This window comes from Mucilaginibacter sp. Bleaf8, assembly GCF_018390515.1.
Taxonomy (GTDB): domain Bacteria; phylum Bacteroidota; class Bacteroidia; order Sphingobacteriales; family Sphingobacteriaceae; genus Mucilaginibacter.
This window is the reverse complement of sequence record NZ_JAHBBK010000001.1, coordinates 379,806-397,285: the sequence shown is the minus strand read 5'-3', so window position 1 is coordinate 397,285 and position 17,480 is coordinate 379,806. Positions and strand designations below refer to the sequence as shown.

Sequence of the window (17,480 nt, the reverse complement as noted above, 5' to 3'; positions counted from 1 at the left end):
CAAACTTACTTATTTCTTGGTTGAATTTTTAGACCGAGGCCAGTAAAGTATTCAACATTCCTAAGGCCGCAATGGCTGTGCGTTCTATATTTTGCTGTCGCTTATTGCCAAAGGTAAACTTTCGTACCACCAAATTACTGGATGAGGCAACGGCTATCCAAACCGTACCAACAGGCTTTTCTTCGGTTCCGCCACCCGGACCAGCTATGCCGGTTACCGCGATGGCATAATCGGATTTAAAGTTTAGCAAGGCCCCTTTTACCATTTCGGTCGCTGTTTCTTCGCTTACGGCGCCATGTTGCCATAAGGTTTCGTTTTGCACACCTAAAATACTTTCTTTTAGTTCGTAGGAGTAAGATACCGCCCCACCTAAAAAGGCTTGTGATGAGCCGGCATGCTGGGTAAACAGATGCGCAATATAGCCGCCCGTACAGCTTTCCGCCACCGATAGAGTTTTGTGAGTGGTGGTTAGTTTATTTAATATAGATTTTTCGAGTGGTATGTCATCCGTAGCTGCAACCACATTTCGTACCCGGTCTATAATCTGTGCCGCATAGTGGCTTATTTCATCAGTCAATTTGGCTTCGTTGTCACCGTAGCCACTCAATCGCAAACGTACCTGACCCAGTTTAGGTAGATAAGCAAGCTTAATGTATGACGGTAAAGCATCTTCTATATCGGCAATTCTTTCCGCCAGAAATGATTCTCCTTCTCCTACCGTCAAGATTGTTTTGTGCACAATGGCCGGTAGCTTAAATGTAGCTTTCAATTTCGGCAGCACCTGGTCACTAAACATGTACATCATTTCGAAGGGTACGCCAGGCATAGAAACATATATTTTTCCATCATGATTAAACCACATGCCTGGGGCAGTACCGTTATTATTAGGTACAACCTCGCAGTTGGCCGGTATCAGAGCCTGCTGTTTATTCACCTCAAGTAAGGGACGGTTATAACGGGCAAAAATGCGTTGCACATTTTCCAATGCGCCGGCATCTTCAACCATCTCTGCACCAAAATAATCAGCCAGTGTTTTTTTAGTGATGTCGTCTTTAGTTGGACCCAACCCGCCGGTAATCAAAACAATATCAACACGCGTAGCCGCTTCGGCCAGTGCTGTTAAGATGTGCTGACGATCGTCAGACACGGAGGATATTTGTTTTACACGGATACCGGCACTGTTTAGTTGTTGTGCCATCCAGGCCGAGTTGGTATCAACAATCTGGCCTATTAGTATCTCGTCGCCTATGGTTATAATTTCTGCAAGCATTTAGAAATTGTTATAATAATCGCTTCGCTTAGAAAGTTTTAAATCCTGTAAAATAGATGCTTTCACCCGCAAGGTAACATTGAATGATTTGTAATAACCAAATGGCAACCATCCAAAAGATAAATCCCAGCAATGCAAATCCCTATAAATGTTAAACTGGGTTGGGCTAAGCGCTTTGTTCTTCAAGTCATACCCCGACGTATATTGTACCTTCCATTTTGGGGTAATATTTACGTCGCCGCTTAAACTCAGGGTACTTTGAAAATCAGGTTGGATGCCCGTATTAAAATAACTGTAGTTGAAATTCACACTAACGTTATAAGGAATACTGAAGTCAACATAAGCGGCCGGATCATTATTTATCATGGATAAACGATTTGACTGTACGGGATCCAAATTTTGCAGGTTATTCAGCTGAGCATTGTTGCGTTTTTTCATGGTTGATGAATTCAACGAGAAGCTGGTAGAGAAAGATAAATTGCTCAGCAATGGCGCACGACCTTCCTGAAAAAAGTACCGGTTAACCCGCTGTGCATAGCGCCTAACCAAGCCATTAGAAATTGAATCACGCGCATAGGTAACATACGGATCAAAAGTTCCGTTCAAGCTAATGCTAACTTTCTGATTAAATATCGCTGTGTGTGCGTTGAAGCCTATTGGGCTAAGTCTGAAAGAGTCGGCTGCAAAATTGTAAAAAGTTGAAAAAGACAAACCCTGTAAGATGGTTATCTTACGGTCGGCGCCGGTTGTATCCGTGCTTTTAGCTTTCAGTTTAGCTTCAATCGTGTTATCAACAGTTAAGCCAATACCGGCAGACTTGCCCCTGCTCGGGCCACCAAAAGGCGATCCATCAAATATAGAGTAGGTTGACGATGTAACCGGGTAAGGCACTACGGCATCACTGGTTACCGTGCGATAGTAGCCATATCTTGGATCACCAAAATCAGGCGTATAGCTGAATGAAAGCGACGGCGTCATGACGTGGCGAATCGCTTTCAGGTTGCCGTGCTTAAATGCAATCGTGTTATAAACTTTGGTATTGATGCCGGTACTTAAATTATACTGTGAACCGCGAGTAAAACCAGCTACGGTGTCAGTAATCAATTTAGGTGTATTGCGAATACTTCCCCTATCAAAAAACTGCCTTCTGGATTGAAAATACCAAACCTCACGATAAGTACCACCTGCGTTAAAGTTGAAGTACTTTAGTAAATTAAAATTTACGCTAACAGGTATATTATGCTCAAAACCGTTTTGCAAGCGCTTGGTTAAGGTGTTACTCTTAAAAAGCTCGGATTCTTTGATATCTGTTAAGGTATTAGTACCACGTAAAGTATAGCCTAACGTAATCTTCTCATACCATTTTTGTTCGCCAAGTCTATCACGGGAGTCGAAAGGACTGAATGAGCTCGCACTCAAGGTAAATACAGGCAACTGGAGTGATACCGTTTTATTAGTGATATCCTGACGATGCTCGGCACTGGCGGTAAAGTTCATGGTTGTGGTACCTACATTAAACGTACGGCCATAAGCAATGGATGAACTTAAGTTATTTCGCGTGAGTGACTGCAAATTGTAACCGGTGGTAGCCGGGTTGTTTTGATAAAAGGTACCGGTTGCCACGTTGACCGAAGCACTGAATGTACTACCTGGATGAGCGTTGGCATCCTGACTATGCTGCCACTGTATATTGAAGTCTTTTTGTGCCGGATCGCCTTCTAAACCATAGTTATGTGAACCATAATTAAATGCAAAGCTACCCTGGTAATTATAGCGTTTTAAATACCGGGATATGGCATTAATCTCATATGCGCCTTTTGAATAAATAGTAGCTTGTGTAGTTAAATCGATATTATCGTTGATACCGAAGTAATAACCAAAGTTCCGCAAATAAAAACCCAGCTTAGCATCTTCACCAAAACTTGGCAAAATAACTCCGGATGCACGTTGCTCAGGTTTAGGAAAGAAACCAAACGGGACACCTATTGGTAAGGGTATACCTTCAATTTCAAGGTATGCCGGGCCTGATATGATACGCCTTTTTTCGCCAATACCTTTTGTGATTACCACACCAAAGTGCGTTTCGGGATAGGGTAAATTACACGTGCTAAATAAAATATTACGATAGGCAACTTCAGTTTCATTCAGTTTTTTAGCCTGACCACCTGTAATGTAATTACCATCCTGCTCGGTTGAGGTGTTGAAAGACTTTGCCCGCTTGGTCTGGTAGTTATAGTACATAGAGTCAGCCATTATGGGGCTTTGGCTACCCTGTTTTGCAATGGGCTTACCCACATAGCGATGGGTTTTAGGATCAACCCGGCCACTCGCAAAAATTAAATGCTTTTTATAATCAACACGAATATAATCAGCATCCAGTTCAAAATCTTCATAAGTAACCCTGGCACGGCCGAAATAATACAGGATATTGTTCTCGGCATCCGTATAAGTCGAGTCATCGGCAACACCTTTTACTTCCGACTGTAAACCTTCTTTCTTTTTCGGAGTCGTATCATTTACAGCAGTTTGGGGTGCGGCTTTACCCTTCCGGTTTTTTAGTACCGGTTTCAAAACTTTTTTGTCTTTAGCCGTGTCCAGCTTTATAATTGTATCGATAACGTGTGCTGGCTTTATATAACTGCGATTGCCGGCCAGTGCTATTATACTCACTATCAAAACTATGCCTGATAGAAAAAAGAACCTGATAAATTTCAAAATTAAATATGAATAGTATTTTTGCAGATAAACTTATTAACGGCGCTTCAAAAATAATGAAAAATAAGGCTTTAGAAAGACTGATTTACGGATTCCTTGCATTGTTTGTTTGCTTCATAAATTATTCGTTTCAAACTGATGATCCTATAAAAAGAGATTCAACGTCCGGTCCCGGATTCAGACTAAGAACAATTGTGATTGACCCAGGGCATGGTGGACATGACCCCGGTGCTTACGGCTCTTTTTCAATGGAAAAGAATGTAACGCTGGCTATAGGACTTAAATTGCAGAAGGCCATGCAAAAAGAATTAAAAGATGTAAATGTGCTTATTACCCGTGACCATGACGAGTTTATAGAGCTTCATAAACGGGCCGAGTTTGCTAACAAGGCGAAGGGTAATATCTTTTTATCCATTCACTGTAACTCTTTAGCCAGCGCACACGAACGGGTAATTGTAGACTATAACAAAGGCCGCCATGGCAAAAAAGTACCAGTTTACAAAACAGTTTCCATCCCTAACCGTTCTGGAAAAGGAGTTTTATTACTGGTATACGGTTTTAAACGTACAGGCGAACAGTTGGAAGCAATACGTGAAAATGCATCCATCCTGCAGGAAAAGAATTATAAAGATTACTATACCGACAGCGATGATCCAACTACTGCTATGGTGCTTAACGCTTATCGCGACAAGTATCGTAAACAAAGTATTCATCTGGCCAACCTGATGAATAACGAGTTTACCGAGACCGACGGTCGGTATAGCAATGGTGTAAAAGAACAAAGCTTACACGTTTTGGCAAACAGCGGTATGCCTGCAGTACTAATTGAAACCGGATTTATAAATAATTCACAAGAAGAAGAGTATTTAAACTCTGATTCGGGCCAAACAGAAATTGTAAACTCTATAATACGTGCTGTAAAACAATACAAAAGAGAATTGGAGCAAACAGCACAATAGTTAAAACTAAAATTGCATTACCTTGAAAATATCAAACGAAACTAAAATTGGCATTCTAACTGTTGTGGGTATTACCATACTTATATTGGGCTACAGTTACCTGAAGGGTAACGACGTGTTCTCTGGCTCAAAAAAATTCTATGCTATATACCAGAATGTTGATGGCCTTACGCTTTCAAAGCCGGTATTGGTTAACGGCTTCCCTATCGGCCACGTTTCAAAAATGCAATTACAGATAGCAAGCGGCTATACCGTGGTAGAGTTAAAGATTGATCCGAAGTACGATATCCCATCGAACACATTGGCCCGCCTGGAAAGTACCGACCTTTTGGGTAGCAAAGCGATTGTGTTTGAACTAGGTAATAGCCGGGAATTTGCCGAGGATCAGGATACATTACGTGCTGACATTCAAGGTAGCCTGGCTGAAAGCTTGCAACCGGTACAGCGCAAAGCGGAAGATCTGATTGCTCGTATGGATTCTACATTAAGTTCGGTAAATAAAATACTTAACCCTGAATTCAGAAAGAATGTTGATCGTAGTTTTGTCAGTATTGCCAACTCTTTGCAAACGCTGGAAGGTACCACTAAAAAGATCGATCACTTAGTTGGCTCACAAACAGGCCACATAGACAGAATAATGGCTAACTCAGAGGCACTAACATCAAACCTTCGTGCAAGTACGGTCAGATTAAATACCACAACCGCAAACTTTGAGCGCATTAGCGCCGACGTTGCTAACTCTAATCTAAGTGGTACTTTAGCAAGCGCAAACAAAGCAATGAGCGACTTGCAGTCGACAGTTAACCGTATTAATAGCGGACAAGGCTCATTGGGAATGTTATTGAACGACGATCAGATGTATAAGAATCTGAATGCAGCTTCGGCCAATCTTAACAACTTGTTTATTGACCTGAAAGCGCATCCTAAACGTTACGTAAGCTTCTCTGTTTTTGGCAGGAAAGGTGACTAAACCATATCCTGACCGACAGTATAAGTTCTTCCCTCGATAGCCAGTTCGGTTTCAGGGAAGACACTTTTTGCCTCATCTAACAATTCAATCAAACTCTTATAACGGGCCGAAAAATGGCCAATCAACAAGCTTTTTGCTTGTGTAATAGCAGCTACCTGCCCTGCCTGCCATGCTGTGGTATGATGGGTTACGTTAGCCCTATCTAACATATTATGCAAAAAGGTGGCCTCGTGATAAAGCAAATCTGCATGGCCTATTTGTTCAAAGTACCTTTCGTTGTACAAGGTATCAGAACAATAAGCATAACAACGAGGCCGATCCGGCTCAACCGTTAATTGATCATTTGGATAAAACTTGCCATCGGGTGTCGAATAAGACGCCCCTTTTTTTAAGGCTGTATACAACTCAACAGGTATGCGCAACTCTTCTATTTTAGCTTTGATAAGCTTCCTCAAGCGTTTCTTTTGCTTAAACAAAAAGCCTGTAGTAGCAATACGATGGTCTAATGGAATAGTTTCTACCACCACATCCTGATTCTCAAATATTACTTCGGGAACAGATGGGTTTGTGGCGATATATTCAATCGGGTAGTTAAGCTTGGTTTCGGAGTATTTAAACTGAACCTCTATGATTTCGCGCAATGGAGCCGGGCCAAACAATTTAAGGGGTTTGGTACGGCCATTTAAATGCATGGATGAGAGTAAGCCTACTAAACCAAGATAATGGTCGCCATGTAAATGGCTTATAAAGATATGATCGATACGGCTGGCTTTAATATCATAACGCAGCATTTGCAGCTGGGTGCCTTCGCTGCAATCAATCAAGTACAGGCGCTCGTTTAAATTAAGCACCTGTGCTGTAGGATTTCGATTAAATATAGGGGTGGCAGAACTGCTGCCGAGTATGGTTACCTCAAATTTCATAATAGGTAAACATACAAAATGTTTATTTTGCTTCTTTCTTTAGCTCTTTTTCTATCTCTTCCATAAATATATGGTCAATAGCTTCTTCTGTAGTTGGCACAACAGTAAGTACATTATCAAGTTGAGAGATATTGATTAAACGGGCAACTGCTTCATTTAAGCAAGTTAAGATAAAGCTGCCTTCCGCATTTTTACATAAACGGTGGCCAACCAACAAACTGCTTAAACCCGACGAATCAGCAAACTTTACCTGGCACAAATCCAAAATTATATTTCTTTGTCCCTCAGCGTTCACTAATATCAATTCGGATTTTAATTGCGGAGTAATCAATGAATTTAGTTTTGACTCATTTAATCTGATCAAAACATATTTTTCATGCTTATCGACGGTAAATTTCATTCTTATAAAAATTATAGAGCTAAGATAAAATTATTTTATGGATTACTAAAATTACAACTTCGTTAAAGCTTCTTTTACAGCACTTTCTACACGTTGTAAGATATTGTCATTATCTGATTTAACAAAAACCTCGCCAGTAATTTGTTCATATAACTCTATATAACGTTCTGAGATAGAATTAACTATTTCGGGCGTCATTTCTGGTATATGCTGGCCATCTTTACCTTGAAAGCCATTTTCTATCAGCCATTTTCTTACAAACTCTTTCGACAGCTGTTTCTGCGCTTCTCCGCTTTGCTGGCGCTCCGCATAACCATCACTGTAAAAATAACGTGACGAATCGGGGGTATGAATTTCGTCTATCAGGTAAATCGTACCATCAGCTTTGCCAAATTCATATTTGGTATCCACCAATATCAATCCGCGTTGTGCAGCTATTTCAGTACCACGCTGATACAGGGCACGTGTATAATTCTCCATCTGTTCGTAATCAGCAGCATCAACAATGCCTTTTGCCAAGATGTCTTCTTTCGATATATCCTCATCATGGCCTACTGCTGCTTTGGTAGTTGGTGTAATAATAGGTTCAGGCAGCTTGTCGTTCTCTTTTAAGCCTTCGGGCATGGTAACGCCACAAAGCGTACGTTTACCGGAACTATATTCACGCCAGGCATGGCCAGCCAGGTAACCACGTATAACCATCTCAACTTTAAACGGCTCACACATTTTACCAATGGTCACACTTGGGTCGGGTACACTCACTACCCAGTTGGGCACAATATCGCTGGTAGCTTTTAGAAATGTTGCTGCAATTTGATTAAGTACTTGCCCTTTGTATGGAATAGGTTCAGGCAGCACAACATCAAAAGCAGATATACGGTCAGATACAACCATTACCAGGTACTTATCCTCAATAGTGTATACATCACGAACTTTGCCCTTGTAAAAAGCTGTTTGGCCCGGAAAATTAAACTGTGTTTGTTTTATAGCGCTCATGTAGCTGTATCAGAAAAATGTGTAGACTTTTAAAGTCGGGTTGAAAAAAGTTGAATGATAATAGCTCCAAAAATAAAAAATCAGAAATCAAAACGGAATATCTTTCTCATCTTGATTTCTGATTAGGCTTAATGAAGTTCAAATACTACTGGATATCGCCGTAAGCTTCCAATATGCGTTTCACCAATTTATGGCGAACAACATCCTCACCGCTCAAGTAAACAATGTCGATGCCCTTAATATCAGTCAGGATGCGCAAGGCGGTATGTAAGCCTGACTGTTGCTTTTTAGGCAGGTCAATCTGCGTAACATCACCGGTAACGATGAACTTCGCAGTTGGGCCCATACGGGTTAAAAACATTTTTAACTGCATATCGGTCGCATTTTGCGCCTCGTCTAATATCACGAAACAGTTATCCAGCGTACGGCCACGCATAAATGCTAATGGGGCAACTTCAATAGTACGATTTTCCAGATAAGTTTTTAGCTTGTCAGGAGGTATCATATCATCCAGTGCGTCATACAACGGGCGCAGATACGGATCAATTTTCTCTTTCAGATCTCCCGGCAAAAAGCCGAGGTTCTCTCCCGCTTCAACAGCCGGCCGGGTTAATATGATACGCTTTATCTCTTTGTTTTTTAGTGCCCTAACAGCCAAAGCAACAGCTGTATAGGTTTTGCCGGTACCGGCCGGGCCAATGGCAAACAAAACGTCGTTTGTATTGATACTGGTTACCATGCGGCGCTGGTTGGCAGTGCGTGCCTTAACCATAACACCGTTATGGCCAAATACAATTACTTCCCCGGTGGTAGATTTGTCATTGGCTGGTTGCTCTGCCGGAAGTGCCGACGTTACTTTTTTGGCGCCAAATATTCTCTCCAGGTCAGTTATGTTCAGATTGTCAAATTTTTCAACGTGTTGAAGCAACTGGCTAAACTTATCGTTAAAAACAGTCAGTTCCTGCTCATCGCCCAATACCTTCACCTCACTCCCTCTGGCCACTAATTTAAGTTTGGGATATTGCTTTTTAATGATCTCAAAATGATCATTGTTGGGTCCCCACAAAACCGCAGGGTTAACCTGTTCAATTGAAATTTTTAGTTCGTTCAACAGTAAATGATTTTTTAGTTACAGATTATTTCTGGTTAAAAGCTGATATTTGCACCTTGCTAATGCTTATACAAGATTAGTAATAAATATTACAAAAAACTAATGGCTATAATAACTTTAACCACTGATTTAGGCGATAAAGACATCTACCAGGCTGCCCTGAAAGGCAGCATTTTAAAGATGATGCCTGCAGTGAATATAGTTGATATTACCCATACCGTTCCTGCTTTTAACATTCAGCAAGCTGCTTTTATTTTAAAGAACAGTTTTTATTATTTCCCCGACGATACCGTTCACCTGATTGGTATTGACACGGTATATAGCGAAGAAAACCGTTTTTTGGCTATACGCTACCGCAATCACTACTTTGTAGGTGCCGATAATGGCATATTCTCTTTAATATTCAATGATGAGCCCGAGGCAATAATGGAAATTAACATTATGCAGGACTTAAAGTTTTTACATTTTCCGCTGGCCGATATTTTTGTAAAAGCTGCTTGCCACTTAGCTAACGGCGGTGATATTAGGGAAATTGGGGTACCGGTAGATCATATTGAAAAGCGCACTACCCTGCAACCTGTGTTTGAGCGTGACCAGATACGGGGTATGGTGATCTATATTGACTCGTTCCAGAATGTGATAACCAATATCACTAAAGACTTTTTTAACCGCATACAGCAGGGGCGCAAGTTTGTGCTCTACTTTAAGCGAAACGAAACTATTACCCACCTAAGCTGGCATTACAACGAAGTGCCCGAAGGCGAAAAGTTGTGCATGTTCGGCATTAGCGACCACTTGGAGATAGCTATTAACAAGGGTAACGCCAGTGGCTTGCTGGGATTAAATTTGGGTGATAGCGTTATCATCGACTTTCAATAACAACCTGATAAGCTTATGAAAAGATTGACTATTGGATTACTATACTGTATTGTATTCTGGCAGGCCGAAGCACAAGTCAGGACGGATTCGTTGGCGTATGAACTGCAGCGTAAAAAGATTAACAGCATGCTTACCCAGCGTGAAACCAAATTTGATCAGTATGATCAGAGCCTTGAGGAACGCACTGGGATATTTGGGATGCAAACCAAAAAAGATATCCGAAGGTCAAACGAAATACTGATGGATATCATCAATACGGATAACGGCATCTTCAAGCAATTAAAGATATTGTTAGATTATCGTGCTTTTGAGCAGCAACAGGTACAAACTAAAGTAAACGAGGCCCAAAGCAGCAACCGTAATTTTGCCACTACTATTAACCAATTGCGTTCACAAAACGAAAAATTAGTTGATCAGCTTAATGAAACAGAGAATGCACAGGGAAAATCGAAAAATATCTACCTGATTATCATCGCCGTTCTCATAGTAACGTCAATTTTACTACTCATTACCCGAAAACGAACTACTAAAGCGTAAATTTACCCATTACTATTGAAATACTATGGCAAGAGCACGATTGAATAGTGGGAACGCAGCAGAGAAAGAACTACCAAAAGCTAAATTAAACAAACAGAGTCTGCAAAACGTTAGCAGGCTGCTTAGTTATATTAAACCTTATCAAGGCAAATTTATTGCCGGTTTACTTTTCCTTTTTTTATCAAGCCTGGTGGCGCTGGTATTTCCGGCCATACTTGGTGCACTTATAGATGCAGCACAAGGCATATATAAATACAAATTTTTACCACGCAGTTTAAATTCCATTGCCATTGCGGGTTTTATCCTGTTATTTGCACAGGCCTGTGTATCATTCTTTAGAGTGGTATGGTTTGTACAGGTAGCCGAAAAATCGTTGGCAGATATCAGACGCGATACCTATTTTAAACTGGTTACCCTGCCTATGAACTTTTTCGCCAACCGCCGTGTTGGTGAGTTGAACAGCCGTATCTCGGCCGACCTTTCGCAGATACAGGATACCCTTACCACCACTTTTGCCGAAGTAATAAGACAACTGGTGTTGATGATTGGCGGTGTTGTATTACTTGTTATCGTATCTATTAAGTTAACCTTAGCTGTTTTGGCAATACTGCCGGTACTGATAGCCTTCGCAGTAGTATTTGGGCGTTTCATCCGTAACCTATCGCGCCAGGCGCAGGATAAGCTGGCGGAATCAAACACCATTGTAGAAGAAACATTACAGGGCATTGCCAACGTGAAGGCTTTCGTGAATGAGGCGTTTGAGGCTGGTCGTTATGACAAAAACCTGCGTGATGTAGTAAACATTGCCGTACGTGGCGCCAAGTTTCGTGGCGTATTCGCTTCTTTTATTGTTTTCTGTATGTTCGGTACGTTTGTAGGCGTTATTTGGTACGGATCGGTTCTGGTTAGTAACGGCGAGATGCATACCGGTGATCTAACCACCTTCATTATGTACTCTATCTTTGTTGGCGCTGCAATGGGTAGCTTTCCAGACCTGTATGCCAACGTGCAAAAGGCTGTAGGCGCCAGCGAACGAGTTTTGGAAATATTGGCTGAACAAGGTGAAGAGGTGTCGATCAATGAAAGCGAAAATGCCATCAAACAACAAATACACGGCAATTTGTCGTTTAACAATATAAACTTCCACTACCCTTCCCGCCCTGAAATTGAGGTTTTGAAAGATGTATCTTTTGAAGCGCAGGCAGGGCAACGGGTGGCTATCGTTGGGCCAAGTGGCTCCGGTAAATCAACCATGGCATCGTTGGTATTACAATTTTACCATCCGCAGAGCGGCGCAATGCTGTTTGATGGTAAAGCAGCCAGCGAGTATGCGCTTACGGATATCCGTAACCAGGTGGCAATTGTTCCGCAGGATGTTTTGCTTTTTGGCGGTACAATATTAGAAAACATTGCTTACGGCAAGCGTAATGCAACCAGTGAAGAGGTTATACAAGCTGCTAAACGTGCCAATGCACACCAGTTTATCATAGGTTTTCCTGAAGGTTATGATACTGTGGTGGGCGAACGCGGCGTTAAATTGTCTGGCGGCCAGCGCCAGCGTATTGCCATTGCACGTGCGTTGTTGAAAAACCCTGCGATACTGATTTTAGACGAGGCCACATCATCGCTGGATTCTGAGTCAGAGCGTTTGGTTCAGGAAGCATTGGAAGAGTTGATGAAAGGCCGTACTTCTATCATCATCGCTCACCGTTTATCAACCATACGCGAGGCTGATAAGATAGTAGTACTTGAAAAAGGACGAATTGTGGAAAGCGGCACGCACGAAGAACTGATTACTCATGAGCAGGGCTTGTATCGCTACCTGAGCCATTTACAGTTTGAGAGCAGTGTTGCAGGCGAAAAAGCCCCATCAGCGGTAGCCGAATAAACAAATTATTCGTTTTAACGATTATAGATTATGCCTGATAGGGATGCATAAACCTTATCAGGCATTTACTTTACATACAAAAATGAAATTAACTATACACGGGGCAGCCCGTCAGGTTACCGGCAGCATGCATTTGCTGGAGGTTGACCAGTATAAGATTTTAGTTGATTGCGGATTGGATTATGAAAAAGACCGCAGCATACAAGCCAACGAAGAGTTTCCCTTTAATCCATCAGAAATTGATGTGGTTATATTGACGCATGCACATATAGACCACTCTGGTAATTTACCTACGCTTATACGTATGGGCTTCGACGGGCAAATTTTGTGTACCCCGCCTACAGCCGAATTAACCGAGCTTTTACTGATGGACTCGGTAAGCATTTTCATGAGTAAGCAGGATAAGCGTCGTAAGCACCGCGGCGGTAAAAAGCATCACCATCAACAGCAACCGTTGTACTTGCAAAAGCACGTGATGGATACTATGGAACGTATGGTAACCATTGGCTTCAACAAGCCTTTCAGGCTGAATGGCGATGTGGAACTTACCTTTATCCCTGTTGGCCACCTGCTGGGAGCAGCTGCCGCAATACTGAAAGTGAATGACCATGGTGCGGAAAAAACAATTGGTTTTACCGGCGATGTAGGCCGTTTCAATTACCCGGTGCTAAACGATCCGCAACCATTGCCTCAGGTTGACTATCTGGTATCAGAATCAACCTACGGTGGCCGCTTCCATACTAAAGATCAAACCGTTGAACAGGTACTGATTGAAACGATAGAGAAAGCCTGTATCAAAGAGTCGGGCCGTTTAATTATACCGGCATTCAGTATCGGGCGTACGCAAGCATTGGTTTTTTCGCTAAACAAAATATTTAGCAGCGGCCTACTGCCACCTGTGAAAGTGTTTGTGGATAGCCCAATGGCTAACGCATCTACACAGGTGTTCCGTAAATATCATGAGCTATTGAACGATGACGCACAGGACTTTTATAAAGCTAAAGGCGATGAGTTTGAGTTTGAGAATTTGACGTATATAGAAAATCTAAAAGATAGCCGCCAGATATCGAACTACTTCGAGCCATGCATCATCATATCTTCTGCCGGTATGCTGGAAGGTGGCCGTATACAGGATCACTTATACAATAACATACAGAATTATTACTGTACCATCTTGTTTATCGGGTATTGTGCTAAAGGCACCTTAGGTTATCGGTTATTACGTGGCGATCCCATTGTGCACATCAAAGATCGCGAGTTGGCTGTATACGCCACTATCAAAAAGACAGACCTATTCAGCGCGCACGGCGACCACGAGGATTTAGTAAATACGGTAAAACAAAACCCAGCCGACAAGCTGAAACGCGTGTTTTTAGTGCATGGCGAAACCGAAAGTATGCAGGCCCTGGCCGATGCATTAGAGCAAGACCGCTATCAGGTAACTATACCGGAGAAAGGTGTAGCTTATAACCTATAAAGTTTATGCCCCTGACAAGCACGTAAATTGCGAGTAAATACAAAGGCCCGTAAAATATTTTACGGGCCTTTGTATTTACTCGCAGTACTTATTATTTGTTAAAGTGATTTATGATCAAGCTTGCCAGCTCCACCCCTATACGTTCCTGCGCTTCGTTGGTTGATGCACCTATGTGAGGCGTAAGAGATACTTTAGGATGTTGTAATAGATCTGTTCGAGGCGTAGGTTCGTTGTCAAATACGTCTAAGCCAGCGAAGCTTAAGTGGCCACTGTTAAGTGCCTCAATCAATGCATCCTCATCTACAGTACCACCACGCGAACAATTTACCAGTCCGGCGCCGCTTTTCATCGCGGTGAATTCATCCGCGCCAATAATCGGCTTGTCGCTGAATGGCACGTGCAAAGAAATGAAATCACTTTGAGAAATCAGCTCTTCTTTGCTCACATATTTAACCGGTACCATTACCTTTACACCTCCACCTAAAACTAATTCAAGCTCAGTTACGGTTGGCGTTGGGTCAAAAGCTAAAACTTCCATGCCAACACCATAAGCAATTTTAGCTAACTCCCGGCCAATGCGGCCGAAACCTAATATGCCTAATGTTTTGCCCCGCAGTTCAGTTCCTTTTGCGTATGCCTTTTTCAAGTCATTAAATTTAACAGCGCCGTCAACAGGCATTTTGCGATTGCTATCTGCTAAAAATCGCACGCCTGTAAATAAATGACCAAAAACTAATTCCGCTACAGATGCTGAGGATGCAGCAGGCGTATTGTGTACGGCTATGCCTTTTTCGACAGCATAAGCCACATCTATATTATCTACGCCAACACCGCCACGACCAATAAGCTTTAAATTAGGGCAAGCATCGATCAATGGCTTGCGTACCTTAGTAGCGCTGCGTACGGTAATGGCATCGTACTCTTTTAATTTTTCCGGTAGTTGCTCTTGTGGTATGTGGGTGGTATCAACTATAAAGCCAGCTTGTTCAAGCATTTGCTTGCCAACCGGATCAATACCATCATTAGCTAATAGTTTTATCATTAGTGAAGGGTTATATAGTAGCAAAATAAAATGCTGAATGATGCTATATAATTGTAGTCATCCAGCATCTCATATTATTTGTTCTTTTCTGCAAATTCCTGCATCGCATCAATAAGCACATGAATGCTTGTAGATGGCAAGGCATTGTAAATTGATGCTCTGAAACCACCAACGCTACGGTGCCCTTTTACACCCACAATTCCTTTATCATCACACAATTTCAGGAATGGTTTTTCATGGTCCGGATTGTTCACTACAAAGCATACATTCATCTTTGAGCGATCTTCGGTCGCAGCAACACCTTTAAATAGTGGATTGCGGTCTATCTCGCGGTATAGCATGGCTGCCTTTGCATTGTTCTCTTCTTCAATAGCGGCTACGCCACCTTTTGCTTTCAACCAGTTCATGGTAAGCATAGATACATAGATAGCAAACACTGGTGGCGTATTATACATAGAGCCCCCGCCTATCAATGTTTGATAATTGAACATGGATGGAATTTTGCGGTCAATTTTGCCCAGTATCTCGTCTTTAACAATAATCAGGGTTACACCTGCAGGGCCCATATTTTTTTGCGCGCCTGCATATATTAAACCAAAATCGGCCACGTTAAACTTACGGCTAAATATATCAGAAGACATATCTGCAATCATTGGCACGGGTGATGGCTTGAACTCATGCAATTGTGTACCGTAGATGGTGTTATTTGAGGTAATATGAAAATACGCTGCATCAGCAGGTACGGTATAGTCTTTTGGAATATAGGTGAAATTACTTTCTTTGGATGTGGCCACTATCTCTGGTGTACCAAAGTATTTAGCTTCCTTAATAGCTTTGTTTGCCCATACACCCGACTCCAGATAAGCCGCTTTGCCGCCATCAGGCAGCAGGTTATAAGGTACCATGGCAAACTGCGTGCTTGCACCACCCTGTAAAAATAGTACAGAGTAACCCTCCGGAACTTCAAGCAGTTCCTTTACCAGCTTAACGGCCTCAGCAAGTACAGCTTCAAAGTCAGCAGAGCGATGCGATATTTCCAGAATTGACAATCCGCTTCCATTGAAATCAACCACAGCTTGTGAAGCCTGCTTTAATACTTCGTGAGGTAAGATGCCGGGGCCGGCACCAAAGTTATGTTTCATATTATTTTAAATAAATATAGATAACTAAGCGTTGCTGATTTGCAACAGGCCGAAGTTAAAAATTTACTCTATTAACTTAGTAGCTTATGTTAAGATTTTGTAAATAACCTTATGTGGAATTCTGCGGTATGGACCAAATTATGCCACAGACTCATTTGCTCTTTTAAGTGCGGCAATAGCGCCCGTTGGATCTTCGGCTGCAAAAACAGAATTACCGGCTACCAGCACATTGGCACCAGCAGCAATTAGTTGTGCCGCATTAGCAGAGCCAACGCCCCCATCCACTTCAATATGCAGGGTTGGATTGGCAGATGCAGCCATTTGTTTTAGCTGAACAATTTTACGGTAGGTATTGGCAATAAAGCGTTGCCCGCCAAAGCCGGGATTAACTGACATAATTAAAACCAAATCAACATCGGCAATTATATCTTCCAGTAAAGCTACAGGTGTATGCGGGTTAAGTGCAACGCCGGCCAGGCAATCCATATCCTTAATGGCATGTATGGTACGGTGCAGGTGGGTGCAGGCTTCGTAATGTACGGTAATGTTATCGGCACCGGCGTTTTTAAACGCCTGCAAATAACGATCCGGATCATTGATCATCAAATGTACATCCAGAGGTTTGGTAGCATTCTTTTTAACGGCCTCAACAACTGGAAAGCCAAAAGATATGTTCGGAACAAACAGGCCGTCCATAATATCAACGTGTATCCAGTCGGCCTGACTCTCATTTATCATTTCTATATCGCGCTGCAGGTTGGCAAAGTCAGCTGCAAGAATAGAAGGTGCAATCAAGTGCTTCATGCCTTCAAATATAGGCAGAATAGCAATACATGAGTTGTTAAACAAAAAATAGGTTGTGAAAAAGGCAAAGTGAGGGTATCAGTCGCAATTAAGCAACAGGTCATAATACTTTTTCATCAGGATGGTATCATAGTTCACCAATGATTGGTAAGCTTCTGAAACAAGTTCCTGCAGTATAGATGCGCCCAACTGGCCTGCGCCATTGGGAATGGATTCGTAGTACTTTATAAGTTCTTTGACCCTAATAATTTCGTAAAGTAACAGTTGTATTAAATCGGCCTGTGGCCCACCCGGCGAACTGCCAGGAACACTGTTACTCAAGAAATCCAAAGGATCACTATTGGTAGCAGATGTCATTTTTTCAATA

General features: G+C 42.1%; 16 protein-coding genes. 6 read left to right on the top strand and 10 right to left on the bottom strand.

Annotated elements, in window-relative coordinates; translation table 11 throughout:
• Positions 1 to 28: 28 nt before the first annotated feature.
• Both KHS38_RS01640 and KHS38_RS01635 read right to left on the bottom strand, forming a co-directional pair.
• A complete protein-coding gene (locus tag KHS38_RS01640; protein WP_213486390.1) occupies positions 29 to 1,270 on the bottom strand; it encodes a competence/damage-inducible protein A in 1,242 nt (413 codons plus the stop codon).
• Entirely contained in the window at positions 1,271 to 3,940 is a 2,670-nt protein-coding gene (locus KHS38_RS01635; RefSeq protein ID WP_349627904.1) for a putative LPS assembly protein LptD, read from the bottom strand. It abuts the gene before it with no gap.
• 53 nt (positions 3,941 to 3,993) lie between these two features.
• Here KHS38_RS01635 and KHS38_RS01630 point away from each other — a divergent pair, with 53 nt between their 5' ends.
• Together KHS38_RS01630 and KHS38_RS01625 are read left to right on the top strand one after the other, a co-directional pair.
• Entirely contained in the window at positions 3,994 to 4,944 is a 951-nt protein-coding gene (locus KHS38_RS01630; RefSeq protein WP_213486388.1) for an N-acetylmuramoyl-L-alanine amidase family protein, read from the top strand.
• A gap of 22 nt (positions 4,945 to 4,966) precedes the next feature.
• Positions 4,967 to 5,914: an MlaD family protein gene (locus KHS38_RS01625; protein ID WP_213486387.1), complete on the top strand. Its 948-nt coding sequence runs from the start codon at positions 4,967 to 4,969 to the stop codon at positions 5,912 to 5,914.
• Here the strand turns inward: KHS38_RS01625 and KHS38_RS01620 are convergent.
• The 4 genes from KHS38_RS01620 to KHS38_RS01605 form a co-directional block, all read right to left on the bottom strand.
• On the bottom strand, positions 5,911 to 6,837 hold the full coding sequence (locus KHS38_RS01620; protein ID WP_213486386.1) for a ribonuclease Z: 927 nt from the start codon (positions 6,835 to 6,837) through the stop codon (positions 5,911 to 5,913). The genes KHS38_RS01625 and KHS38_RS01620 overlap by 4 nt on opposite strands.
• Positions 6,838 to 6,859: 22 nt before the next feature.
• Positions 6,860 to 7,237, bottom strand: a complete 378-nt coding sequence (locus KHS38_RS01615; protein ID WP_213486385.1) for an STAS domain-containing protein — start codon at positions 7,235 to 7,237, stop codon at positions 6,860 to 6,862.
• A gap of 51 nt (positions 7,238 to 7,288) precedes the next feature.
• On the bottom strand, positions 7,289 to 8,233 hold the full coding sequence (locus KHS38_RS01610; RefSeq protein WP_213486384.1) for a phosphoribosylaminoimidazolesuccinocarboxamide synthase: 945 nt from the start codon (positions 8,231 to 8,233) through the stop codon (positions 7,289 to 7,291).
• Positions 8,234 to 8,378: 145 nt separating this feature from the next.
• Positions 8,379 to 9,344: a PhoH family protein gene (locus KHS38_RS01605; protein WP_213486383.1), complete on the bottom strand. Its 966-nt coding sequence runs from the start codon at positions 9,342 to 9,344 to the stop codon at positions 8,379 to 8,381.
• Positions 9,345 to 9,446: 102 nt separating this feature from the next.
• On the opposite strand from KHS38_RS01605, the gene KHS38_RS01600 reads away from it, so the two are divergent.
• The 4 genes from KHS38_RS01600 to KHS38_RS01585 all read left to right on the top strand — a co-directional run bounded on the left by KHS38_RS01600 (position 9,447) and on the right by KHS38_RS01585 (position 14,125).
• Positions 9,447 to 10,223 (top strand): SAM hydrolase/SAM-dependent halogenase family protein, encoded by a 777-nt coding sequence (locus KHS38_RS01600; protein WP_213486382.1) that lies wholly within the window; start codon positions 9,447 to 9,449, stop codon positions 10,221 to 10,223.
• Between the two features lie 15 nt (positions 10,224 to 10,238).
• On the top strand, positions 10,239 to 10,760 hold the full coding sequence (locus KHS38_RS01595) for a hypothetical protein (protein ID WP_213486380.1): 522 nt from the start codon (positions 10,239 to 10,241) through the stop codon (positions 10,758 to 10,760).
• A 25-nt stretch (positions 10,761 to 10,785) separates the two neighbouring features.
• Complete coding sequence (locus KHS38_RS01590) at positions 10,786 to 12,648, top strand: ABC transporter ATP-binding protein (protein ID WP_213486379.1); 1,863 nt, start codon at positions 10,786 to 10,788, stop codon at positions 12,646 to 12,648.
• 82 nt (positions 12,649 to 12,730) lie between these two features.
• Positions 12,731 to 14,125, top strand: coding sequence for an MBL fold metallo-hydrolase (locus KHS38_RS01585; RefSeq protein ID WP_213486377.1), 1,395 nt, complete (start codon positions 12,731 to 12,733; stop codon positions 14,123 to 14,125).
• Between the two features lie 91 nt (positions 14,126 to 14,216).
• Here KHS38_RS01585 and KHS38_RS01580 read toward each other — a convergent pair whose 3' ends face one another.
• From KHS38_RS01580 to KHS38_RS01565, 4 genes are all read right to left on the bottom strand, one after another.
• On the bottom strand, positions 14,217 to 15,167 hold the full coding sequence (locus KHS38_RS01580) for a D-2-hydroxyacid dehydrogenase (protein ID WP_213486375.1): 951 nt from the start codon (positions 15,165 to 15,167) through the stop codon (positions 14,217 to 14,219).
• A 74-nt stretch (positions 15,168 to 15,241) separates the two neighbouring features.
• On the bottom strand, positions 15,242 to 16,309 hold the full coding sequence (serC, locus tag KHS38_RS01575; RefSeq protein WP_213486373.1) for a 3-phosphoserine/phosphohydroxythreonine transaminase: 1,068 nt from the start codon (positions 16,307 to 16,309) through the stop codon (positions 15,242 to 15,244).
• 138 nt (positions 16,310 to 16,447) lie between these two features.
• Positions 16,448 to 17,113, bottom strand: coding sequence for a ribulose-phosphate 3-epimerase (rpe, locus tag KHS38_RS01570; protein ID WP_213486372.1), 666 nt, complete (start codon positions 17,111 to 17,113; stop codon positions 16,448 to 16,450).
• A gap of 78 nt (positions 17,114 to 17,191) precedes the next feature.
• The gene (locus KHS38_RS01565) at positions 17,192 to 17,470 is read right to left on the bottom strand and encodes a hypothetical protein (protein ID WP_213486370.1); all 279 of its coding nucleotides are present in this window, start codon (positions 17,468 to 17,470) and stop codon (positions 17,192 to 17,194) included.
• Between the last annotated feature and the right edge of the window lie 10 nt (positions 17,471 to 17,480).